This is a genomic window from Olivibacter sp. XZL3 (assembly GCF_004368405.1).
Lineage (GTDB): Bacteria > Bacteroidota > Bacteroidia > Sphingobacteriales > Sphingobacteriaceae > Olivibacter.
The window spans coordinates 60,015-84,094 of record NZ_SBJH01000046.1 but is presented as its reverse complement, the minus strand read 5'-3'; the positions used below and the strand labels follow the sequence as shown (position 1 = coordinate 84,094).

At 43.9% G+C, this 24,080-nt stretch carries 16 protein-coding genes; 7 read left to right on the top strand and 9 right to left on the bottom strand.

Going from position 1 to position 24,080, the window contains the following annotated elements:
• The first annotated feature begins 247 nt into the window (after positions 1-247).
• A complete protein-coding gene (locus tag EPX21_RS10930; protein ID WP_134089729.1) occupies positions 248-3,607 on the top strand; it encodes a DEAD/DEAH box helicase in 3,360 nt (1,119 codons plus the stop codon).
• A 288-nt stretch (positions 3,608-3,895) separates the two neighbouring features.
• On the opposite strand, the gene EPX21_RS10925 is transcribed toward EPX21_RS10930, so the two are convergent.
• A complete protein-coding gene (locus EPX21_RS10925) occupies positions 3,896-6,280 on the bottom strand; it encodes an ABC transporter permease (RefSeq protein WP_134089728.1) in 2,385 nt (794 codons plus the stop codon).
• Positions 6,281-6,406: 126 nt separating this feature from the next.
• Positions 6,407-8,827: an ABC transporter permease gene (locus EPX21_RS10920; protein ID WP_134089727.1), complete on the bottom strand. Its 2,421-nt coding sequence runs from the start codon at positions 8,825-8,827 to the stop codon at positions 6,407-6,409.
• Positions 8,828-9,387: 560 nt separating this feature from the next.
• Between EPX21_RS10920 and EPX21_RS23455 the strand changes: the two genes are divergently transcribed.
• Complete coding sequence (locus tag EPX21_RS23455; RefSeq protein ID WP_370450971.1) at positions 9,388-9,507, top strand: hypothetical protein; 120 nt, start codon at positions 9,388-9,390, stop codon at positions 9,505-9,507.
• A gap of 179 nt (positions 9,508-9,686) precedes the next feature.
• On the opposite strand, the gene EPX21_RS10910 is transcribed toward EPX21_RS23455, so the two are convergent.
• From EPX21_RS10910 to EPX21_RS10890, 5 genes are all read right to left on the bottom strand, one after another.
• Positions 9,687-12,131 (bottom strand): ABC transporter permease, encoded by a 2,445-nt coding sequence (locus EPX21_RS10910; protein ID WP_134089726.1) that lies wholly within the window; start codon positions 12,129-12,131, stop codon positions 9,687-9,689.
• 414 nt (positions 12,132-12,545) lie between these two features.
• Entirely contained in the window at positions 12,546-13,202 is a 657-nt protein-coding gene (locus EPX21_RS10905) for a hypothetical protein (RefSeq protein WP_134089725.1), read from the bottom strand.
• A 77-nt stretch (positions 13,203-13,279) separates the two neighbouring features.
• Positions 13,280-13,492 (bottom strand): helix-turn-helix transcriptional regulator, encoded by a 213-nt coding sequence (locus EPX21_RS10900; protein ID WP_134089724.1) that lies wholly within the window; start codon positions 13,490-13,492, stop codon positions 13,280-13,282.
• 100 nt (positions 13,493-13,592) lie between these two features.
• Positions 13,593-14,876, bottom strand: coding sequence for a BamA/TamA family outer membrane protein (locus tag EPX21_RS10895; protein ID WP_134089723.1), 1,284 nt, complete (start codon positions 14,874-14,876; stop codon positions 13,593-13,595).
• A gap of 342 nt (positions 14,877-15,218) precedes the next feature.
• A complete protein-coding gene (locus EPX21_RS10890; RefSeq protein WP_134089722.1) occupies positions 15,219-16,310 on the bottom strand; it encodes an aminotransferase class V-fold PLP-dependent enzyme in 1,092 nt (363 codons plus the stop codon).
• A gap of 222 nt (positions 16,311-16,532) precedes the next feature.
• Between EPX21_RS10890 and EPX21_RS10885 the strand changes: the two genes are divergently transcribed.
• From EPX21_RS10885 to EPX21_RS10875, 3 genes are all read left to right on the top strand, one after another.
• A complete protein-coding gene (locus tag EPX21_RS10885) occupies positions 16,533-17,738 on the top strand; it encodes an MFS transporter (protein WP_134089721.1) in 1,206 nt (401 codons plus the stop codon).
• A gap of 78 nt (positions 17,739-17,816) precedes the next feature.
• On the top strand, positions 17,817-18,683 hold the full coding sequence (locus EPX21_RS10880) for an NAD(P)-dependent oxidoreductase (RefSeq protein ID WP_134089720.1): 867 nt from the start codon (positions 17,817-17,819) through the stop codon (positions 18,681-18,683).
• Between the two features lies 1 nt (position 18,684).
• Positions 18,685-18,936 (top strand): VF530 family DNA-binding protein, encoded by a 252-nt coding sequence (locus tag EPX21_RS10875; RefSeq protein WP_134089719.1) that lies wholly within the window; start codon positions 18,685-18,687, stop codon positions 18,934-18,936.
• A 49-nt stretch (positions 18,937-18,985) separates the two neighbouring features.
• Here the strand turns inward: EPX21_RS10875 and EPX21_RS10870 are convergent, their stop codons facing one another.
• Positions 18,986-21,157 (bottom strand): molybdopterin cofactor-binding domain-containing protein, encoded by a 2,172-nt coding sequence (locus tag EPX21_RS10870; protein ID WP_134089718.1) that lies wholly within the window; start codon positions 21,155-21,157, stop codon positions 18,986-18,988.
• Entirely contained in the window at positions 21,154-21,627 is a 474-nt protein-coding gene (locus EPX21_RS10865; RefSeq protein WP_134089717.1) for a (2Fe-2S)-binding protein, read from the bottom strand. Before EPX21_RS10865 ends, EPX21_RS10870 begins: the two co-directional genes overlap by 4 nt.
• Before the next feature lie 139 nt (positions 21,628-21,766).
• On the opposite strand from EPX21_RS10865, the gene EPX21_RS10860 reads away from it, so the two are divergent.
• Both EPX21_RS10860 and EPX21_RS10855 read left to right on the top strand, forming a co-directional pair.
• A complete protein-coding gene (locus EPX21_RS10860) occupies positions 21,767-22,810 on the top strand; it encodes a Gfo/Idh/MocA family oxidoreductase (RefSeq protein ID WP_134089716.1) in 1,044 nt (347 codons plus the stop codon).
• Positions 22,811-22,981: 171 nt separating this feature from the next.
• The gene (locus EPX21_RS10855; protein WP_134089715.1) at positions 22,982-24,079 is read left to right on the top strand and encodes a VWA domain-containing protein; all 1,098 of its coding nucleotides are present in this window, start codon (positions 22,982-22,984) and stop codon (positions 24,077-24,079) included.
• The last annotated feature ends 1 nt before the right edge of the window (position 24,080 follow it).

Sequence of the window (24,080 nt, the reverse complement as noted above, 5' to 3'; positions counted from 1 at the left end):
AAGGTCCTGTGTCTTGCTACTGCGGTCTTATATCTTTTCTGATAGTATCGCATCAAATGCGCCAAAAATAATAAGTATCTGATTTATAGTTGTTTGTCTTTATGGGAAAGAAGCAAACTGTTCGTTTTCGGACACTTATTGTTCCAAATTGAACAGCAGATTAAGGATGTAAAAATTCAAAGTAATTTTCCGAGTAATCACTTGGGATTCCGTGCCACCTTCCACCTTTTTCCTTTATCTTTGATCAATGGCTAATCGACATGAAGTATGGCTGGAAGGACTCCATCTTGTCCATTTATCTGAAGCCTTTTTAATGGAACTGGCTGAAGAGAACATAACCCTTGGTCCGTCAGACTATCAATTTATTCAAGCAGAAGAACTAACCTTGGGTAAAGGCGTTTTTTTTAATGCCTTGGACAAACCGGATTTTTCTAAAATACAGGTTACACAGTCTACCGAAGGATTGTTAATCGGAAGCGATCTGGACGGACGAGAAGGCCGGTTAAACCGGGAAGAGCTATTGGCGCTATTGGCTATTGCAAAGAAAGCGGATTTTCGCGCCTTTTTCGACGAACAGCTCCGGGCAAGATTATTTAAAGAAAAGGCTGCCGATTATGGTCTGGAAAAGGAACCTGATTTAGATCGTTTCTTCAAGCTGGATTATCAGGAAGGACTTCGTATCATTCCCAAGCTGAGTGCTTTAGTTCCGTTGAGAGAGCAAGATTTACAGGAATGGTCGGAATGGCTGGAACCTTCCGTAACAAACCCGGCACTTAATCCCCAAACTGATCAACAAATCATCTTAGTGCTTAAGCGCCATAAATATTATCGTCATTTAATGATCGGCCTGTATCAGGCAAGCGCGACAAAAACCGGAAAAATTAAAAACCCGTTGAAAGAGCTTTCTCCTCTAGAGCAGCTTTGGACTTTGGAAGGACAGCAATATGGCCGTTTTTTTTCGGCTATTCAGCGGTTTCAAGCAACGATAACGGAGAAACCACAGCAACAGCTGGATGTGGAGGCCTTGAAGGCTATTGTGCAAAACCCTTTTCATTATCCTGTCTTTTACCATAACGAAGAACGTTCAGAAAAAATTAATGCTGCTACCTTAGTACCCATTCAGCTTGCACTATTGCCGAAAACGGTTAAGGCAACCATTAACCGAAAACCGCCTTTTTATGAATTGGGCGGAAGCCTACTGGTGGATGATGTTGTTTATCCCCTAAACGGTTTAACGTTATATTATGGCTATTTTTTGCGGATCGAAGATACGCTTTACCTAATTGATCATCCGCCGGTGCTGGGACTACTTCGTCTTTTAAGAGATAAGCCTGCTAATTTATTAATCCATGAACAAAAATACCCGGCTTTCCGGAAACAGGTACTGAGCAAATTGGAAGCTGGTCTGGAGGTTCAATATGTCTATGCACAGCAAGCCGCTGTGTCGCAGTTAAATGCTTTTGGCATAGAAGAGGAAAAACTCATTTATCTGGCTGAATTTGGCAACTTTGTAACAATCACTCCGGTTATGCGTTACGGCGAGGCGGAAGTCCCGATACGTACAAAACGGCAAATCCACTTGGAAGACGGACAAGGGAATGTCTTTTTGGTTAAAAGGAACGAGCGGGTAGAAAACGATTTCATGTCGCTCCTTCTTCGGCAACATCCCTTTTTCGAAGAACAGCAGGACAGTGAATTTGAATACCTATATCTCCACCGCAAGCATTTTTTGGATGAAAACTGGTTTCTGGATGTCTTTGATTCTTGGTTTACAGAAGGTATTACGGTGTATGGGTTCAATGATTTGGAAGGGAATAGGATGCAGCCGTATCGACCTAAAATCAGTATCCATATTTTAAGTGGGATGGACTGGTTTAACATGAAATTAAGTGTCACTTATGGGCAAAAGAAGGCTTCGCTTAGGAGGCTGTATGCTACCTTAAGGGACAAACGTAAATATATACGATTGGACGATGGAACTTTAGGGACTCTGCCGGAAGAATGGATAAGTAAGTTCAATACCTATTTCAATATCGGAGCAATTCTGGATGAGGATACTCTAGGCATTTCAAAATCGAACTTTTCTTTAATCCAGGAATTATTTGATGAAGAAGTCCTGGATGATGCGGTTAAAGTAGAAATCAGGGAATACGAAGAAAAACTCAAGAAATACAGGACAATGGAAAGGATTCCTGTCCCGGCCGGTTTAAAGGTGGAATTAAGGGAATACCAAAAGGAAGGCCTGGCTTGGTTAAATGTTTTGGACGAATTTGGTTTAGGAGGATGTTTGGCCGACGACATGGGTTTGGGCAAAACCGTGCAGATCATTGCTTTTATGCTTGCACAACGAAGGAAGAAAGGGGCTGTATGCCATTTATTAGTGGTGCCTACCACTTTACTTTTTCATTGGCAAAAAGAATTGGCTGGCTATGCTCCAGACTTGAAAGTGCTGTTGTACTATACGACAGGAAGAAACAAAGATGAATCTACCTTCCAGGATTACGACGTGGTTTTAACGACTTATGGTGTTTTGGTATCGGATATTCCGGTTTTAAAGAAATATACCTTTAATGGCATTTTTCTGGATGAATCGCAACAGATTAAAAATCCGGAATCACAGCGTTATAAGGCTGCCCGTTTGCTCAAGGGCCGTAACCGAATAGCTATTACCGGAACCCCATTGGAAAATAATGTGTTTGATATTTACGCGCAGCTTTCTTTTGCGTGCCCGGGTTTCCTGGGTAACGCCAAATATTTTAAGGACGTTTACCTCAGGCCTATCGACATGTTTCATGACCAGACAAGGTTGAGGCAGTTGCAGCAGAAAGTCCGACCCTTTATCCTTCGTCGTACCAAGCGGGAAGTAGCCAAAGAGCTTCCTGAAAAAACGGAGATGGTATTGTATTGCGAAATGGGCGCTACACAAAGGCAGATTTACCTGGCCTACGAAAAAGAGTTCCGCGAGTATATATCGGCAACGAGTCAGGAAGAACTGAAAAAGAGTTCTATGAATGTATTGAGGGGATTAACGAGGCTCCGGCAGATTTGTGACTCGCCCGTTTTGCTCGGGGAAGGTCGCTTGCCGGGGGACGACTCCATTAAGCTGGATACGCTTGTCGCTCAAATAGAGGAAAATGTGCCGGATCATAAAATATTGGTCTTTTCACAGTTCGTATCCATGCTTGATCTAATCCGCAAAGAACTGGATAAGCGGCTTATTGGATACAGCTACCTGACCGGCGGTATACGTAATCGGAAGGATGTGGTAGATAGCTTTCAATCGGATCCGGACAAACGCGTATTTTTGATCAGCTTAAAGGCCGGAGGTACGGGCTTAAATTTAACACAGGCTGACTATGTGTACCTCATCGATCCTTGGTGGAATCCGGCAGTAGAGAACCAGGCGATCGATCGTGTCCATCGTTTGGGGCAAGATAAGAAGGTCGTTGCGGTGCGTCTGGTCTGTTCAGGTACCGTGGAAGAGAAGATGATCAAGCTTCAGTCTTCAAAAAAAGCATTGTTTCATAAACTGATCCGTCAAGGAAATGCGTTTATGGAGGAAGGATTTTCGAAAGAAGCTTTACTGGAGTTATTAAGGCCTTTGTGAGGTTTTAATCCTGTTTCCATAAGCGAATATCTCCCGCTGATATATAGCATAGTACTACGACTCTTGTTGGATACGTTGCATATTTAACGCTTTTTGGCCACTTAATTGGCTGCAACAATTGTTTGTCCCGCTCAGATGCCGCCAAGCGATTTTAATGTAGTTCTTTAGCATTTTCGTTGTTTGTTGATCGTTATTCGTTGTTAGCCCTGACTAGTGTACAATCAATTTCTTAGTCTTTAGTTTGATGTGTTCACGAACAACTATCAACCAAGAACCAACAACTAAATTTCATTCACTCCTCAAGCTCTTCACCGGATTGGCTGTTGCTGCTTTGACGGATCGATAACCCACGGTTATCGTCGCTATCATAAAGGTTACCCCGACGGCCAACGCAAAAATCTCCCATCCAATGTTGATATGGTAGGAAAAATCCCGTAAATAATGAGTCATGCTCCACCAGGCGATCGGTACGGCTATGACAAAAGCAACCAATAATAGGCGTGTAAACTCTTTGCCAAAAATCCAAACAATATGGGAAACGCTTGCTCCCAGTACTTTTCGTACCCCAATTTCTTTTGTTTTATGAAAAGCCATGAAAGAAATCAATCCATAAAGCCCCAAACAGCCGATTAAGATAGCAACTAAACCAAAACCTTGTACCAGCCGCAACATGATGGTATCCATTTCATAAAAACGGGCAATGGAGTCGTCTAAAAACTGATGGGAATATACATAGTCAGGAAAAGTTTCGTTCCATATTTTTTCGAATGAGGCCAGTGACGATTGAATCTGGGGGCCGTCCAATTTAATGGAGCAGTTAAAGTATTGTCCAGTGTCCGGCATAATGCAAATGGCATCTTTTTCAATCCTGAAGCTGTAATTGTAAAAATCTTTCACTACACCAACAATGGTTCCTTTGACCGCGCCGCCTCCTACATTCAGGTTTTTGCCCAATACTTCGTCGGGCGACTTTAAATTCAACTTTTTAACAAAAGTCTCGTTGACCAAAAGCTCGCGGGTGGTGTCAGCAGGAAAGAAGTTTCGGCCAGCAACCAGTTTCAAATTAAAGGTTGGCAAATACTGATCATCGGCGAACTTTTCGTTGATGCTCCAACGTTCGTCTTCGGCGCGGTTATCGTAGCGGACGGAAGTCGTGTTATTGGAGTTGGATGCGGGCGCTTTATAGTTAAGCGATATGTTCTTTACACCTTTCACGTTAGCAAACCGATCACGTAAGAGTTTACCTTTTTCAGATTGTGGTATATCAATATTCACGATAGCTTCCTTGTCAAATCCTAAATCGCTGTTCCTGACGTAACGTATTTGATTGGAAATGATGATCATGCCGATGATTAGCATTTGGGAAATAGCGAACTGACCGATTACCAGGGTGCGACGAAGGGAGAACCCACCTACCTCTTTTTGGGTGATTTTGCTTCGTAGGGCCTGTATAGGCCGAAAGCCGGATAAAACCAGTCCTGGATAAGAGCCTGACAAGAAAATAACCGACAGCAGGACACTTATAAAGAAGACTGTTAAAGAGAGCTGAGAGAAGAGATTTAGGGCAATTTCAGATTGGAAGAGTTGGTTGATACCAGGAAGGGAGATCTTGGCTATACCATAAGCTAAAACACCGGCGAAGCAGGTGATAATGGCCGTTTCCGTAATAAATTGCCAGAATAATTGTTTCCGCTGGCTGCCCAGTACTTTCCGGATACCGATTTCCTTGGACCGATTTAAAGCTTGTGCTGTCGCAAGATTAATAAAATTAATACAAGCCGTAGCCAGAAGAAAAGCGCCGATAATAAGCAAAGCCCAAAGGTACTTTTTGTCAAGCCCTCCGAGATCTGGATTGAAGTGGATATCTGATAATGGTTGTAATTTAAAATACCAGGACTTGGCTTCTTTTTCACTGTAGTACTTTTTGGAAGTACTGCGAAGGGCTTGTTCGGCAGCAGCCTGTGTAACTCCCGGTTTTAACAGCGTGTAAACTTCGGAGCCGCTGTAAACGCCTCCCCAACTGTCAGCTTTTGCAATGAATGGGTTTTGGTCTTTCAGGTTGTCGTAGGAGAGAAAGATCTCTTGTCTTAAGTCGGTATTGTTCGGAAGATCTTTTAAAATACCTTTTACCACGAAATTAATCTTATTGTCTATGCGGATGGTTTGCCCAAGAGGGTCCTTGCTTCCGAAATATTTCTTGGCAATTTTCTCTGTAAGCAGCGCTTCATTGGGATTCTTTAAAACTGTATTGGCGTTTCCTTTAAGCAATGGGTAGTTAAAAATGGAGAAAAATGAAGGTTCTGCATAAGCTATCCCTGTTTCTTCCATAAATTTTTTCTTATCTCCTGATTCAGGAAAAGAAACAACGGCGTTGCGGTAATTGATGATTCTGGCCGTGAACTCATCTAGTTTTAGATCTTCCCGGAAGGCGTTTCCTAGTGGACTAGGTACACCGGACGAACGGTCAATGGTCTCATCATGCCATTCCGTGACCAAACGATAGATACGATCAGGATTACGATGAAAATTATCAAAGCTGAGGTGATAAGTCACCAGTGCAAAAATAAGTAAGGCACAGGCAATGCCCAGGGAAAGACCAAACACATTGATCAAGGCGAAAGCCTTATTCCTTTTGATATTCCGCCAAGCGATTTTAATGTAGTTCCTAATCATAAGAGTTATGCGTTATGGGTTGTGAGTTGCGGGTTTTTAAATCCGTTAACTAACGATTGTTTACTATTGAGATGAGGGCTGTTAGCATCGGTCTCACAACGGACAACTAACAACTCGCAACTAAAATCATTCACTTCTTAAACTCTCTACCGGATTGACTATTGCGGCTCTATAGGCTTTTATTCCTAGAACGGCGATGGCGACGAGGAGCATTCCTGTACCGGATAGTGCGAATATCCACCAGCTTAATTCCGTTTTAAAGGCAAAATCATTTAACCAGTTATGCATAAAATAAGCTGCAATAGGAAAGGCAATGAAGCATGCCAGTAAAACCAGAGCAGCTAGGTTTTTTATCAATAACACCATAATCTGTACGATCTCAGCTCCCAGTACTTTCCGGATACCGATTTCTTTTGTCCGTTGATTGGCGGTAAAGACGCCTAATCCAAAAAGCCCCATTCCAGCGATAAATATAGCCAGTCCACTGGCCCAGTTTAAGAGACGAGATAAGCGGAGGTCGTTTCTATAGAAATTTTCTATAGTCTTATCCAGGAAAGTATAGTCAAAGTCGTTATCTGGATAAATACGGTGCCAGGCTTTTTCCATTTTGGATAAAGCTGCCTTCCAGGAAGAAGGGTCAGCAGAACGGAGTGCAATATGCATCACAAATCCATCTTGCTGATTGCGGTAGGTCAACGGTTTAATGGGGGAGCGGACAGAGGCGATGTTGAAATCTTTCATAATTCCTACAATCGTCCATTCATCGTTTAATATTTTGCCTAAAGCTTCTTGTGGTGATTTTAAACCCATAAATTTCACCATGGATTCGTTCACTAAAAGCTCCTTGATTGAATCTGTGGCAACGACGTTTCTTCCTGCCACCAATGGAATGCGATAAACCTCCAGAAAATGATCGTCGCCGGTACGGGTATCTATGTTGGTTTCTACTTTTTCATCTCCACGCATAAAGGAGGTCCCCATAGACATGGATCCACTGAAGGCCGGACTCTGGTTTCCTAAACTTACAGCTTCAATTTCAGGAATATTTTTCAGTTCATTGAACAAGACAAATTTCTTTCTACTTTTCTGATCCAAAAAGTCGGGAATATAGAAATTGATGACAGCGTCTTTTCGGAAACCCATGTCTTTATTTTTTGAAAAGTTGATCTGTTTGCTGACCACCAACACACAGATCAGGAATACCTGTGCAATCACAAATTGAAAAACAGTTAAGGATTTCCTGACCCATGCGGAACGGGTTTGACTGCTATTGGAGGCCACTTGGTTTTTCAGGGCAGTTACTGGATTAAAGGAGGTGAGTACCCATGATGGGTAAAGTCCTGCTAGAAAAGCAACGACTATGATAATGGCCAATAAGAAAGATAAGATCTGTCCATCTAGCAGGTCAGCGAAACTCCATGACCGAGGGACAAAAGATGAAAAGGCTTGAAAAATCAGCGGAGAGATTAAAACAGATAATAAACCGGCTGCTGCCGTAATTAAAAAGGTTTCAAGGAGAAACTGAGAAACTAATTGTGTTCTTGCACCACCCAAAGTTTTGCGGATACCGATCTCTTTTGCTCTTTCGACAGATTGGGCTGTGGATAAGTTAATAAAATTAATAGCACCTAACAGGACTAAAAATACTGCTAAAATTGACAGGTTGCGGAGGGTCGACTTTTCAATCGTTGGATTCTGTCCCGAAAAAGCGGGATTAAAATGGATGTCCTGGATCGGTTGAAGGCGGTGGAAGTCACCATCCTCGTCTTCCTCCTTATTGTTTTTTTTGAAGATCGTTTCGATTTGCTGGTTTACTTTTTTCACAGACGTGTTCGGATTCAAGATGACCACACATTGAGAACTACTGTTGGTATTGTTCCATTCGTCCCAGGCGGTAAGTGCTTTTAACGAGGGTTCATGAGGGATGGTCGTTAATGAGATGAATATGTCCGGACGAAAATCGCTGTTAATTTCCCGGTCTTTGACAATTCCGCTTACCGAAGCAGCTAAAGAGTCTTTAAAGATAATTACTTTGCCAATAACTTCCTGAGCATTAATCCCAGGGAAAAAAGTGCGCATCTTACTTTCTGTCAGCACGACCTGATGTGGAGAAGATAGCGCTTGGGCGGGATTTCCGACTACCCATCTGTGAGGGAAGATATGGAAGAACCCCGTGTCTATAAAAGCGATATTCTTTTCTTTCTTAAAAAGTTTAGGTTGTTTTTCGTTGTTTATTGGCACCCGTACCGTATTCCCAAAGCCATCAAAATATATTTGGGAAACCGCCTCGATTCCACTAACCTGTTCTTTAATCGCCCTTGCCAGAGGAACGCGTATACCGGAGTTTTTCCATTCCCCATCGGTTACTACCCTATAAACATGTTCTTTATTTGGAACATCCTTTTCATAACTGTATTCATTGCGGATAATGATGTAAATAACCAATGAAGCGCTGATACCAATGGCTAGCCCCAAAATATTGATAAGGGTAGTGATCTTATTCTTCCAGAAGTATCGAAGCGCAGTAAGCAAGCTGTTTTGCAACATATCATTTGTTTTTCTAGAGGCGTTTCAGCTATTCGCCGATTGGCTTATGGTTTTAACTTGATGATCTCGATTTAGTGGTTGAACTCCCACGCTTCCATTGCCTGCCCAAAAAACAATCCTACTAGTTATCGTACTGTTTTTTAGGTGTTTATGTTTATAGTTTTTTTGTATTTTGTCCGATTCTGAACACTTTATGTTCGGAATCGGACAGTGTGTTTAGGAAATTAACTCAAATGCCCTCCTCCACATTCATATAATTCCGGTGTTTCTATCCGCCTTAACAAGACACTAAGCAGGCACCTACGTATCCCTAACTGGCTAAATAACTAGGAGCTAGTAGGGAACTTATAAGGACCTTGTTCGGACCTCATTCGGATAAAAGCGAATAATATGCTATGAAGTTCCCAATTAGCTCAATTTTAACTAATAGATATTTAGCTTGTTGGTGGTAAGTTAGGGAGAGGCGTTTGCCTGTATAGTTGTCGGTTGTTTGCCTTAACTCAACATTTGATTATGAAACATTGGCTTTCCAAATTTCAGTTTGAGGAATAGATGAAGAAATGGTTTTCAGAGGTGTCCTGCTTGGGTTAATGACGAGTTCATTACAACAGAGAATTTTAATATTGGGCAATCCAGGTTTCTTAATCGTGGCAATACTTTTTGGATTTGTACATGCTTAACGTTAAGTAAAGACTATTCAATCGATTTTGAACCGATTTATTTTGTGCGAACCGGCTTCGTCGCTCAAACGATTTCTGCTTTCGCAACTTTAAAACGTGCAACTTACTACGTATAACTTTACATCGCTTTAGGCTTTTTTGTTCCATGGCTTTCGTTCACAACTGGTAACTCATAACCTTTATTCATTCCTCAAACTTTTCACCGGATTCGCTACTGCTGCCTTGATGGCTTGTGAACTAACGGTTAAAAGCGCTATGGTTGTTGCTAAGGCTCCGGCTAATACAAATACCCACCATTCTACCTCTACTCGGTATTCAAAATCACTCAACCATTGGTTCATCGCCCACCACGCTAATGGTGAGGCGATGACAATGGCGACAAACACCAACCTGATAAAATCTTTGGAAAGTAATCCAATAATCCCTTCTACGCTGGCACCCAAAACTTTCCGGATGCCGATTTCTTTTGTGCGCTGCTCGGTCATAAAAGCGGCTAATCCGAATAAGCCCAAACAGGCAATAAAAATAGCTAACACGGCGAAACCCGTGAAGATATAGCCGGTACGTTGGACATCTGCATACATTGCGGCGTACCCTTCGTCCAGAAAAGTATAACGAATGGCCTGCGCAGGTGCGAATTTCTTCCAAAGGCTGGAAATTTCCCGAACGGCCGCTTGCATATCTTGGCCGTTTACCTTAATAGAAAGCATACTCGGACTGTTGCTTAAGCTCATGCAGACGCCCTCCACATCGCCCTTGAGCGATTCAAAATTAAAGTCTTCTACAACGCCGATGACAGTGAATGCCATTCCATTTGTTATCCGGGCTCCGACGGGATCTATCAATCCGAGCTCCCTTGCCAATTTTTGATTAATAATAACCGCTTGGGAATCTGTAGCCAGGTCTTTTGAAAAATTTCGGCCGGCCACTAGTTTCATGCCCAAAGTCGAGATATAATTTTCGTCGATTTCCCAAAATTGAGTGCTAACAGCGGGATCTTCTTTCGTTCTCCCTTCTTTCCAAAAGCCATTGCCGTTTCGTTTGATTCCCTCCATTCGGATGGGCAAATAATCGCTCACAGAAGCCGCTTTTACCTGGGGGAGTTTTTCGATTTCAGTCCGCAGTGTTTTGATCTGGTCGCCCAGCGTGTTTGTTCCCTGTAATATCATCACATGGTTTTTATCAAAGCCGACCTTTTTGTGAAGGATAAAGTTCATTTGGCGATTAATGACTAAAGTTCCGATAATGAGCAGTATGGAGGCAACAAATTGAAAGACAACGAGGCTATTCCGCAGGATGGGAGCCCTAGACCCTTCACTCATTTGGCCTTTTAATACGGCAATAGGCCGAAAGCCAGAAAGATAAAAGGAAGGGTAAACTCCGGCAATCAATCCGATGATCAATGCGGCACCAAGGACGATCGGAAAAAATAGCCAGTCGGTCCAGGGAAAAAGGAGCGCTTTGCCAGACAGACTGTTAAACAGGGGGAGTAACAGTCGAGCAAACAGCAAACCGACCATAAAGGATAATAAGCTGTATAAAACCGATTCCGCAAGTAATTGGGCGATCAAACTACTTCGATAAGAGCCCACGACTTTACGGAGGCCAATTTCTTTTGCCCGATTAGCCGATTTTGCTGTAGAAAGGTTGACGAAATTAATGCAGGCAATCAATAAGATGAAAGCTGCAATACCGCCAAATAGCCAGATAAGTTTGATGTCTCCCTGCTGAATTTGCTTATAGTCTTCAATGTCTGAAGAATAAAGGTGTATTTTTCTTATGGGCTGTAAGTGCAGCGTAATAGCACTCCAGATTTCAATCGCTCTCTTGTTTTCCGTTTGTTTCAGATTAGGAACCCAATAATGGTCTTGAGCGGTTTTAGTCAGTTTTTTCTCGAACTGTTCTACCGATGTTCCCTTTTTGAGTTTAAGGTACATGGGATAGTTAGTGGCGCCCCAGTTTTCTTGCTCTCCGGGATAAAATTCCACGCCTTTAAGGGTAAGAAAGAATTGAAAAGCGTTCAAATGGGAGGTAGAAGGAAGGTCGTCTACGACTCCTTTGATGGTATAGGGACTGGTTTTGTCGCCGTTTAAATAGATGGTTTTTCCAACGGGATTGCCTTGTCCAAAGTACTTTTTCGCTTTACTTTTCGTCAAGACCAAAGTGTTCGGGTCGGTAAGTGCGGTCGCCCGTTCTCCATAAACCATGGGAAGCTGTAGCATGTCTAACAACTCCTGATCCATATAGGTAAAGCCTTGCTCGTAAACGCTCTCTGGATTATCTTCGGTTGTGATTTGGTTACTTCCTGCTCCATAAAAGAGCGCATTAGGCAATAATCGCCCGATGTGCTCTACTTCGGGGAAATCAGCCGCTATTGCTTTACTTAAGGGCGCTTGAAATGCTGTTCCGCGCATCACTTTCCCTTGATCGTTGAACTCACCTACGATCCGATAAATGCGATCCGCATTAGGGTAGGTTTTGTCATAACTCAATTCATGCAAGATATATAGGCTGATAAGGACACAGGCAGCGATACTAAAGGCAAAGCCTCCGACTTTTATGGCGGAATAGACCTTGTGCTTCACAAGACTTCGCCAGGCAATTTTGATGTAGTTTTTTAACATACTCGTTGTTTGCTGTTCTAAACGCTGTCATCAGACCGGCTATGCCGTTTAATGGCTTGTTAATTTACAGATCCAATTACAGCGCCAAAGCGTAAAAGAGGTAAAAAGATATGCCAGAGGGGTTTTAAGGTTGAAAGGTGTTCGTTTTTGAACATTCAGGTGTTCGGAATCGGACAGAAGTGTTCGGCTTTCCTATAAGAACGAGGGTTATAATGTAGGTCTGGGATCGCTCCGGCTCAAGAAATTTAATACGTCCGCTTAGAAGCCGACTACTGCCGGTTTCGAGTAAGGTCGCCTCTAAAATTACATTTTGCGGTGGAATGCACTACTGGTCCTATAATTTTACCTGTCTGATGTAGGCAGTGGCGACGAGTTTATGGTACGTTGACCGTAAAGATACCATAAAGAAGCACATTATTTCTTTTCCGGTCGGTGGCTAAAAAAACTCTCTTTCAGTTTTTCGGCATCGATTTTAATGTCCTCATCGAGCCGGAAGAGCCATGCACGGTCATTTAACAGCGGAACATGCTTCTTTGCTTCCGACAAATCCAGCGGTCGGATACGTTTCGTAATTGCTAATGCCTGTTTTAAGGGTTGCAGTTGGGCGGTATGAAACAAAAACTTAAAGTCGAATAATGGCCAAGAGCTTACCTCACTAATTTTGGTGCTGTAAATTTTCTGTGTGCTCTTGGGAGGGATAATTCCTGCATATTCCCCAACCCCTTGCTTGGCTTTTTCGGTGCTGAAACTTGTTAGTAACTCATAAGACGTTTCGTTCACCAGATTAAAGACGGCTATGTTCTGCTTTTGATCACCTGTAACGGCTAAATAAATCCCTTCCGCAACGAAAGGCCCCGAAGATGCGGTTGGCTTTTTGTTGTCCTCATCGAAATCCACCTCTTTTCGGCTTTGTTGGCCAAATACGTGTGTTATTTTAGCAGTTTGCACCGGGATTTCAAAACCGTCCTCTCCGGTTACTCCCACCAGCTCATTGTTAATTATTTTTGTAATATGTCCTTCGAAATCCTCCTCAACGAAGCGAACGAAGTCTCCTATCTTATAGTTCATCATTTTTTGTTTAATACGGGTGTCCGGTAATGGATACAAAGATAAGTCTTATTCATCAACCGGAACTACCGATGCGCGATTTAGTTCGACTTAGTGGAAACAAGTAAGCTGCGGACATCTACCTGTAAAGCTTCGGCTATTTCAAAAAGCGACTCTACCGTTGGCTGCATTTTATTGGTGCTCCATTTGGAAACGGTGTTAATGTTCCTATCCAAGGTTTCGGCGAGCCATTTGTTCGTTTTCCCCTGTTCTGCCAGAACGGCTTTAATCCGATTATAAACCTTTTTGTCCATCAGCAAATAGCTAGTTTGTTACTTTGCAATATAGCAAAAGAAGCGGAAATTGAGAAACGGAAATAAAGCTGAACGCTGATAGCCGAAATCCGACAGCCTCCTAAAAGACCTCATCGAGCCCAATTTGAAAGCCGGAAAAACCCTTGCTGCGTCCATAGTCTATTGCGATATTGGTTCCGGATCCTTTGTTGAATTTAATTCGCAGTCCGCCACCATAGGCCTGGTTCCAATCTTTAAAAATCTGGCTGTTCGGTCCGGAGACGGTATTCATATTCGTGAAGACCACGAAGCCTAACAGGCCATTATCGGTGATATCCCTTCGGTATTCTGCCTCCAGATACAATAAGTGCCGGCCGCGAAAGCGGTTCTGATCGAAACCTCGGCCAGAACGGTTGTATACATCCCAGCCGATACTGGGCAAATCCAAATAAGGAACTTTTCGGCTCAAAACCGACCAGTAATACGTCCATATTCCAAGCATATTTTGTCGGTTCGGATCTTGCGTAAAGCGGAGATACTTTCTGAGGTCGAGGTAAACAGAACTCCAAGAATGGTCGTTTCCGAGAAATTTGGGGTTGATACGGTATTGAAAATAGGCGTAATAGCCGTCCATAGGGTTGATCGAATTCGCTCGGGTATCGTAAAGGAAATTAAAACTTAGTCCCGACGATAGGCTCCGACCAAAATCGTCTGTTCCGTAGGGATAGTCGACGTACTCTTTTAAAAGCATGCCGTCTTTTTCTGCGTCAATATTGGTGCGATAATCCAAGTTATAACCTAAACCTGCAAAAAAGTTTCGCTCAAATTTACGCAAGCCATATTGGTAAAACCGTACATAAGTATAGTCAACCAGTATTTTTTCGTCTTCGCTATGTTGCCTGCCCAAACCCCAGGTATATTGCGGATACTTCATTAAACGCGTATCACCAATAATAACCCACTCATTATTATTTAACCAAACATAGGAGCGAATAGGAAGGCCAAAACGCCCATTAAAATTGGTATAGGGTGTAAAAGTTACCCTAGACATGTTGGTGGTGCGGCGGTTCCCTGTATAAAAACCTGCTGTAGTAGATGTAATTAAGGCTTGTCCGCCGCCCGGTACGGTTGTGGAAAAAGGTAGAAAAGAGAAATAGATCGATTTGCCGCTGCTGTCGGGCCCTTTTGGTGGTTCTATATTAAGAAAGTCCTTCGCCAGATCGATCAGATCTTTCTGCTTGGTGGTGTCGGCCCTTGATCTGGAAGGCTCTATTTCATATCCTGGGCGTTGCGCGTAACCAGCATGGCAATAAATAATAAAAATGAGTGCAAAAGAAATAGTTTTAATGTGAAACACATCGCTGAGGATGCGCAAATAACGGTTTCTCCTATAAGCCTTTCCCATCTATAAACAATTAAAAGATGTGTGGTTCTTCATCTATGCCTCCCAAACTTACTTTATTTCCAGTTAATAATAAAACCATTTAACAGTTTTAACTAAGCTATGAAAGTTATAATAAAACCGTTCGCTGTGCCGGAAACCTAGGAAAAACAGTAAAACGGTGCACAAAGTTTATCGAGCGTATGAAAATTCAGTTACTTTTCCAGTAAGCATTTGACTGTTAATTAAATAAAATTAGTTTTTTGACAGGATACCTGCGTATTTTACCAAAGGCATCGTCGGTCAGGTCGGGCTTATTTAATTAATAAAGGAGCTAAACCGTTGATACAGCCACCTCAAAACTGACTAGGAATCATGGATCTGATCCAAAATGCTCAGTATGCTAATTAAATCGGCTTCGGAGTTGAAAAAATGAAAGCCCACTCTGACACCTGATCCACGACGCATACAGATGACGTTGCTTTCTTGAAGCCGCTTGTAAACAGCATCGTTGACAGATAGACTGAATATGGACGAATGCGCGGGACGTTTGGAAACAGCATCAGCTAACAGCCCGCGGTCTAAAAAGGCAGTACGCGCTTTAAGCGACAGGTTGCGGATCGCAGCCTCTACCGTCTCCATACCGATGTTATTGAAATAGTCGATCGAGCGCTGCAGGGTTCCGAATGACAGGGTGTCCAGATGTCCGGGTTCAAAACACAAGGAAAGTGCTGTTTTTTGATTTAGGAACGGCTCAGTTGGAAGATCCTGTTTGGATGCACACCTATACAAACGGTCCACGCTGCCTTTGCTGAGAAAGACAAAGCCGTTGCCATAGCCCGCAAGCATCCATTTGTAACCGCTGGCCCCTAAAAAGTCCAGGCCGGAGGCCATAAAGTCGACCCGCTCGGTGCCGCAATATTGCGTGCCATCAGCAATCAATAAAAGCTCGGGATTTTCAGCTTTCAACTTCTTTATAAAACCCATATCGAGCTTAATGCCGTTTATATATTGTACTAAACTGAAAGCAAAAGCCGTTGGTTTAAATTCGCGAATCTTGGTCAAAATACGATCCTCCAGCTGTTCATCTACTGGAACCGTATCAACCTGAAAGCCTCTACTCCTGACCGCATAAGTAACCGAGGGGTAATCCTCTTCTAGCATTAGAAAACGTTCTGTTGCCGACAAGCCATCCAGAAACGTGTTTATGCCGAAAGAAAAGTTGGGAACCAGATAGGTATAACCCGCATCTGCGCGAAAGAAATCGGAGACGCTTTGCTTCACCTCTCTAAGAAAGCTTTCCTGGTTTATCCGAAAAGAGCTACCGGTATTAAAATAGTCTTGATCATGTTGTCTTCGCCAGGTTAAAATATCTTTTGATAGCAACCCAGAACCCGGTGTATTAACGTAGGTGGACTGTGCCAGTAGCGGGAATTGATCGTTTACATCGAATGCCATATAACCAAACTTACTTAATTTTTCTGTTATATGAAAACCGGCAATGGCGTTTCATTTAGGAAGAAACCTCGCGTAGGCGAAAATGGAAGAATACCTTTTGCGGTATCGATTGTTTTCTTGATGTAAATATGAAAAGGCTTAGCGAGTTATTCGACGGAGCTTGATACAAGTTGGACGGGAATGTACTAACTTTGCATGGTGTATTTTAGACACTAAGCAGCTATGAACAAAAATTTACTTCCGTTGACTTTAGGAGGATTGGGTATTGGAATAACCGAATTCGTAATGATGGGCCTTCTGCCCGACATAGCGAAGGATTTAGCGGTTTCTATTCCGGAAGCCGGCTATTTGATATCGGCTTATGCATTGGGTGTTGTGATCGGCGCGCCCTTATTGGTAGCGATTGCCGGCAAATATCCGCCAAAAAACATATTGATCGCTTTGATGGTGATGTTTACCGCATTTAATGCTTTTTCAGCCTTTGCGCCGGATTTTAACAGCCTTTTTATTGCCCGACTGCTTTCTGGCCTGCCGCACGGCGCTTTCTTTGGCGTGGGCTCTGTTGTGGCGAGCCGTATCGCAAAGAAAGGAAAGGAAGCGCAGGCAGTATCGCTGATGTTTTTAGGACTGACTATTGCGAACATTGCCGGAGTTCCGTTAGGTACTTATATCGGGCATAATTTTTCCTGGCGCTTTTCTTTTGCTATCGTTGTGGCGGTGGGACTGATTACCATTTTTAGCTTAAAGGCTCTGTTGCCGGTTTTATCGGCCAACACCAATAGAAACCTGAAGGAGGAACTAGGCTTTTTCAAGAAAACCGAAGCGTGGCTGATTATATTTATGATCTCCATAGGCACCGGAGGCTTGTTTTGCTGGTATAGTTATATTGCGCCAATGATGACTGGTGTAGCCGGGTTCTCCGAAGATGCGGTAACGTATATTCTCGTGTTGGCCGGCGTTGGTATGATGGTTGGAAATCTTGTAGGCGGCTTTTTGGCCGACCGTTTTTCACCCGGTAAGGCTTCGGCTGCTTTATTGGTGCTTATGGCCATTACCTTGATGGTGGTGCATTTCATTTCCTACAATCCAACGATGGCGCTTGTGATGACCTTCGTGACCGGCGCTGTGGCTTTTGCCTTGGCCGCCCCAATCCAAATGCTGATGATCAATACGGCCAAGGGTGCGGAAATGATTGCTGCTTCTGTGAGTCAGGCCAGTTTTAATATAGGAAATGCCTTAGGGGCCTTCTTAGGTGGTTTACCGCTGGTTTATCATCTCGACTATACCTGGCCGGCTGTTGTGGGTGCGGCTATGGCTTTTGTGGGTGCATTGTTTGCTTTTGTTTTTAACAAACGGAAAGCTTTCCGTAATGATGCTAAGCTCGAGGGAGACGTAGTCTGTGATGAGACCGCCTGTAACTGTATTTAATCATAAACATTTGCTGGCTGCGTTTGTTTATTTGGGGGACGTTAAAAGCGATTATATACATTGTAAAAATCAAGTTAAATGAATGAGACGATTGGATGGATAGGTTTAGGTAACATGGGGTATCCCATGGCAAGAAACTTGCTCAAAGCGGGATACGCCTTAAACGTATACAATCGCACGGCATCCAAGGCGGATGGACTGGTCAATGAGGGCGCTACTTTAGCCAATAGCATTCAAGAGCTGTGCTCGGAAAGCGATGTGGTAATTACCATGCTTTCGGATGATCAGGCCGTAAAAGGCGTTTTCTTGGGCGAAGGGGGGCTGCTTAACAGCAAAGCTACCGGTAAGCTGTTTATTAATATGGGCACCGTGTCGCCAAAGACCTCTTATGAGCTGGAAGAGATGAGCAGCGCTGTGGGAGCCAGGTTTTTGGAAGCTCCTGTTTCAGGAAGCGTGAAGCCGGCTGAAGATGGCGCGTTGTTGATTCTGGTAGGCGGCGAAGAAGACAGTTTTCGTGCGGCGCAACCTCTATTTGAAAAGCTCGGAAAACTATCTCTTTGGCTAGGTGCCGTTGGTGCCGGATCGTCCGCAAAATTAGCGATTAACTATTTTCTGGCACTTACATTAGAGGGCTTGGCGGAAACGGTGCTGTTCGCGAAGAAGAATGGGATAAAAGCAGAAGATATGTTACGTATCGTGAATGAAGGGGCTTGTGGAAGTGCAATTACAAAGCTTAAAACAAGTGGCATCGTAGCAGGAAGCTTTCCGGCGGCGTTTGCCTTAAAGCATATGGCAAAGGACCTTCGCTTGGCACGTGAACAAGGGGTCGACTTCCCTTTGTCTCAACCGTTAGTTGACACCTATAATAAAGCGCTGGAGAAAGGACTGGGAGAAAAAGATGTGATGGCCATTATAACCTATCTGGAAACTTCGGCAACTGAGTAATATGCAGAGAGATTTTCATAAAGAACAGCCCAATAATCCCTTGCACGGCGTTACGTTGGAGATGATCATAACGCGGTTGGAACAACATTATGGGTGGAAAGAGCTAGCGCGCCTAGTGCGATTGAACTGCTTTGCCAATGAACCAAGCATTAAATCAAGTCTCCAGTTTCTAAGAAGAACGCCCTGGGCGAGGGAAAAGGTGGAGGCTTTATACATAAAAACGAAATTCGATGCTGACGATCATCGTAGCTAGTCAACCGTGCTTTAACCCAGAATACGCATTAGCTCATGAGCAGCAAAAACTACCATTGTACTTTGTCGGCGCTCAGGGGGAGATTTCTGATCCTTGTGCCGGTAGCGGCATATAGGGCATTGGCGATGGCTGCCGCTGTTGGGCCCTGTGCGGCTTCACCTCCTCCCAGCGGTTCCTTTTCCGGACGATCAATAATGATTACCTCGGTTTCAGGTACATCAGAGAAACGCATAATCGGATAGTTCTCCCAGCTGCTACTGCGTATTCCATCTGCTGAATAGTCGACGGCCTCAAATAAGGTCCAGCTTGCAGATTGGATCATACCTCCCTCGGTTTGGTTTTTTAATCCATCGGCATTAATCGTTTGCCCGGCATCAATGACTCCGGTTAGTTTACTGAGTTTAAAGCGCTTATTTGGGCGATCGACTTTGATTTCAGCAGCGACGGCAAAATAGGATGCATGATTCTTATATTGGGCAAAAGCTAAGCCGAGGCCTGTATCTCGGGTTTGATGTCGCTTGTTCCAATTAACCTTATCGCACAACGCTTCAATGACGGCGATGGCCCTTGTATCCGTTAAATGTTTTAAACGGAAGCTTGCGGGATCTTCTTTACTTGCTAAAGCCAACTCGTCGATAAAGGATTCAAGGGCAAACACGTTGGCGTAGGCGCCTAAGCTTCGGAGAGCAGATGTGCGCAGCGGGCCTTCGTAGGCATGGGCATTGATCTTTAAGTTGTTGATAGCATAGATTGGTACAGCATTTCGATAGGCTCCTCCGGATACGCCCTTCTTATCAATAGATCGTTTTGGCTCAACATATTGCGCGGCAAGGAGGTGCGACGCTTGTCCGCCAGGCCGCACGCTATGTGTGTCCGACCAAAGGTCACTTTCCAAATAGCTTATTTTTCCGTCTTGGATATCGGCGCGGAGCTGGATGCGCATGGCCGAACCATATGGTTCCCAAAGATGTTCGTCTTCACGCATCCATTGCAGACGGATGGTTTTACCCGGTAGCGCTTGCGCAATCAGCGCTACATCGGCGGCTACATCATCTGCACCGTTATGTCCATAGCATCCCGAGCCGGGTACACCCATCACGTGGATAGACTCTTCGGGTAGATTTAAAAGATCTGACAAGCTTTTCCTTAAGGGATACACGCCTTGACTATGGGTCCATACGGTGAGCTTATTTTCACTCCACTTGGCTAAGGCGCATGACGGGCCAATGGATCCATGCATGTGATACGGACGTGTATAGGTGGCCTCAATGGCTGAGCGTTGCTGATTTATTTGGCCTTTTTCTTCCACTAACTTGACTTCTCCGTTGTAGTTTGACATTTCGTCGAATAAAGTGGCTGGTGGAGGAGATAGGGCTTGTTTCTTCCATTGCGTAGCCGACCGGAGATAGGTTTGGGCACGAATAGCTTGGTATTCTTCCTGCGCCACGACCGCTAAAAAATCACCGTTTCTAATCAAGGCTTTAACCCCAGCCATCTTTTTAACTTCTTTTTCGGGGATGGATAATAACTGCGCCTGATAGCCCGGCGGTCGTACTACACGAGCATGCAGCATATCGGGGAAACGAAGGTCTTGTATGTAATAGGGTGCGCCCTCCACCATGCGGTGGATGTCGTCGCGAGGAATTGCTTTGCCAATCAGACGATAATCTTTCGGGTTTTTGGTAGGTGCATCTCCCTTAACTTCACCCTCAATGGCCTTTCCTTGTAATAGTTCCCAATAACTTATCGATTTCTCTGGCTTCGATCGGGTACGAATTAAGCCATCACTGATGATTAGGGAGTCGAACGGCGTCTGAAGTCGCTCTGCGGCCATATTTACCAATCGATGGCGTGCTTCTGCGGCCGCTTGGCGAATACTCATACCACTGCTTTCTATTGAAGCACTACCGGCTGTATACCGCTCGTCCGGTGTCTGTCCGGTATCTGCGATAATGATATTAATCCGATGGATATCGACGTCTAGTTCTTCGGCGGCGATCTGTTTCAGAGCGACGCGAATCCCTTGGCCTAATTCCATTTTTCCGGTAAGAAGCGTCACTTTTCCTTGGTCGTTCAACTTTAACCAAGCGTCTATGTTATTACTATCGGGTGGGCTCGACAGGCCGTTAGCCTCTCTTCCGGGCGAGCAGGAGGAAAAGGGAAATAAATGAAAGCCCATGACGAGGTAGCCCGTTTTGGTTAGGAATTCCTTTCTATTCATGCTTCTGCTTTTAATTTACGTGAGGCTCGGCGAACGGCACGCATCACGCGGGTGTGGCTGCCACAGCGACACAACACTCTTTCTAAAGCGATTCGAATCTCTTTTTCCGTGGGTTCCGGATTTTTCTGTAGCAAGGCTTTTGACGCGATAATCATTCCGTTAATGCAATAGCCACATTGCGCAGCCTGTTCAGCAATAAACGCTTCTTGGACAACGTCTAGCTGTGGTGCTTGTCCGATTCCTTCGAGGGTTGTGATTGCCACATGCTCAAGTGAATCGCACGGGCGCCTACAGGAGGGCATCGCCACACCATCCAACAGCACCATACAGGAACCGCATCTTTCTATACCGCAACCGTATTTTGGTCCGTTTAATTGCAAATTGTTTCGTAATACATAGAGGAGAGGGGTGTCAGGAGCTACACGTAGTGAATAATCTTTTCCGTTTACTTTTAGGTTAATCGCATCCATGGGCATTTATTCAAAATATTGGGATAAATTCATGTACTGATCATTCAAATATAACTGATTCGTATTTAATTTGTTTAGAATGGATAGAAAATTCGGAAAAATAGATTAGGTTTGAAGTAGAACCAATATAGAATGATCGATGCGTACCATTAAAACAGCGTTATTATCTTATGGAATGTCTGGAAGCGTATTCCATGCACCTTTTATTGATTTGCATACGGGCTTTGAACTAGCAGGTTCGTGGGAACGAAGCAAAAAGCTTATTCAACAAGATTACCCGGGAGTAGCAAGTTATCCTTCTCTTGACGCTATCTTGGAAGATGAGTCGATTGAACTGGTAATTGTAAACACACCCACCGGCACTCATTACGATTTTACAAGGCAGGTGTTGGAGGCTGGGAAACATGCAGTTGTAGAAAAAGCTTTTACCATAACGGCGGACGAAGCAATGGAGCTGGAAGCCCTGGCAAAAGAGCGCGGACTTAAGCTGGCGGTTTTTCAGAATCGGCGTTGGGATAGCGACTTTAAAACGGTAAAGAAAATAGTAGAGTCGGGTATTTTGGGCGAAATTGTGGAAGTCACCTTTTCATATGAAGCTTATCTACCTAAATTAAATACAAAAGCTCATTTGGAAGAGCCATCACCTGCAGCGGGCTTGATAAGAGATCGCGGTCCGCATATGATCGATCAGGCATTGTTTCTCTTCGGTTATCCGAAGGCACTGTTTGCCGACCTGGCTATTATGCGGACGGGTTCGAAGGTGAACGACTATTTTGAGTTGCTTTTTTATTATGATGACAAAAGAGTGCGCTTAAAGGGTGGTTTTCTGGCAAGGGAAATGGCTCCTTCTTATATCGTTCACGGAAAGGCGGGGTCTTTTCTGAAAAGCCGTGCGGATAGGCAAGAGGAACGACTGTTGGCGGGAGAAAAGCCAAATGCAGAAACCTGGTGCGAAGAACCTGAAAGCGAATGGGGTGTATTACATGCCGAGCGCGATGATAAAGCCTTTAGAGAGCGCGCCCCTTCTGAAAAGGGTAATTACCTTGATTTTTATGAAGGCGTTTACCAGGCGATTGTCAGCGATCTACCGGAGCCGGTCACTGCAGCAGAAGGGGTGCAAACCATGAAGCTGATTGAGGCGGCTATTGAAAGTGCGAATAGTGGCGGTGTGGTGAAGCTGTAAGCGCGCTTTCAGAAATTGGCTATCGGATCAATTTTGAGTAAGCTGATAACGGAAGGCTGATTTCTAAAGGCTCTTTGCTAAAAATGACCTTGAGCTTAGAAATGATTTCCGCGGAAACTTTTATCTTCGGTTGAGCGTTCATATTATTAAGAAAATAGAAGGGAGTTAGCTATGAGAGGATTCCGTTTTTCCGAATTCCTCCCTACGGAGATGCCAAAAGGGGGCTTCGATAATCTGTTAAAATTGTTTAGTCAACTACTAAATTACACCGCGGGCGATGCTGCTGAAGCCTTGGCCTGGATGAATGAGTTGGATAAGCAATACAATCTGACAGACGATACTTATGGAATGGGAGATTTTATCGATGACCTTAAAAATAAAGGGTACATCCAAGAGAACCCGACAGATGGCACTTTTCAGATTACGGCAAAAACGGAACAAACCATCCGTCAGTCGGCCCTGGAAGAGATCTTCGGAAAACTAAAGAAGTCGGGTAAGGGAAATCACGGAAGCAATCGCAGTGGGGTAGGCGAAGAAAAAAATGCTGATCGCAGGGAGTATCAGTATGGAGATAGCCTTGATCAAATTGATATGACAGCGTCTATTCATAATGCGCAGATCAATCATGGACTACAGAATTTTACGTTAACTGAGCGGGATTTGGAAGTGGAAGAAAGGGATTATAAGACGCTTACTTCAACGGTATTGATGATTGATATATCGCACAGTATGATTTTATATGGTGAAGATCGGATTACTCCCGCAAAGAAAGTGGCGATGGCCTTGGCTGAGTTAATCCGAACGAAATACCCAAAAGATACACTCGATATTGTTGTGTTCGGGAATGATGCGTGGCCTATCACATTGAAAGACTTACCCTATTTGCAGGTAGGGCCTTACCATACCAACACCTATGCAGGCCTGGAACTTGCAACCGATTTGTTACGTAGACGAAAGACCCATAACAAGCAGATCTTCATGATTACGGACGGTAAGCCTACCTGTCTCAAAGAGAACGGAAGGTATTATAAAAACAGCATGGGCTTGGATCGCAAAGTGATTAATAAAACGCTTACTATGGCTGCTCAATGTAAACGGCTAAAAATACCTATTACGACTTTTATGATTGCCCGCGACCCTTATTTACAACAGTTTGTGAGGCAGTTTACCCAAGTTAATGGAGGTAAAGCTTTTTACAGTTCACTGAATGGTTTGGGTGAGTATATTTTCGAGGACTACATCAGAAATAGAAGAAGAACGGTGAGGTAGA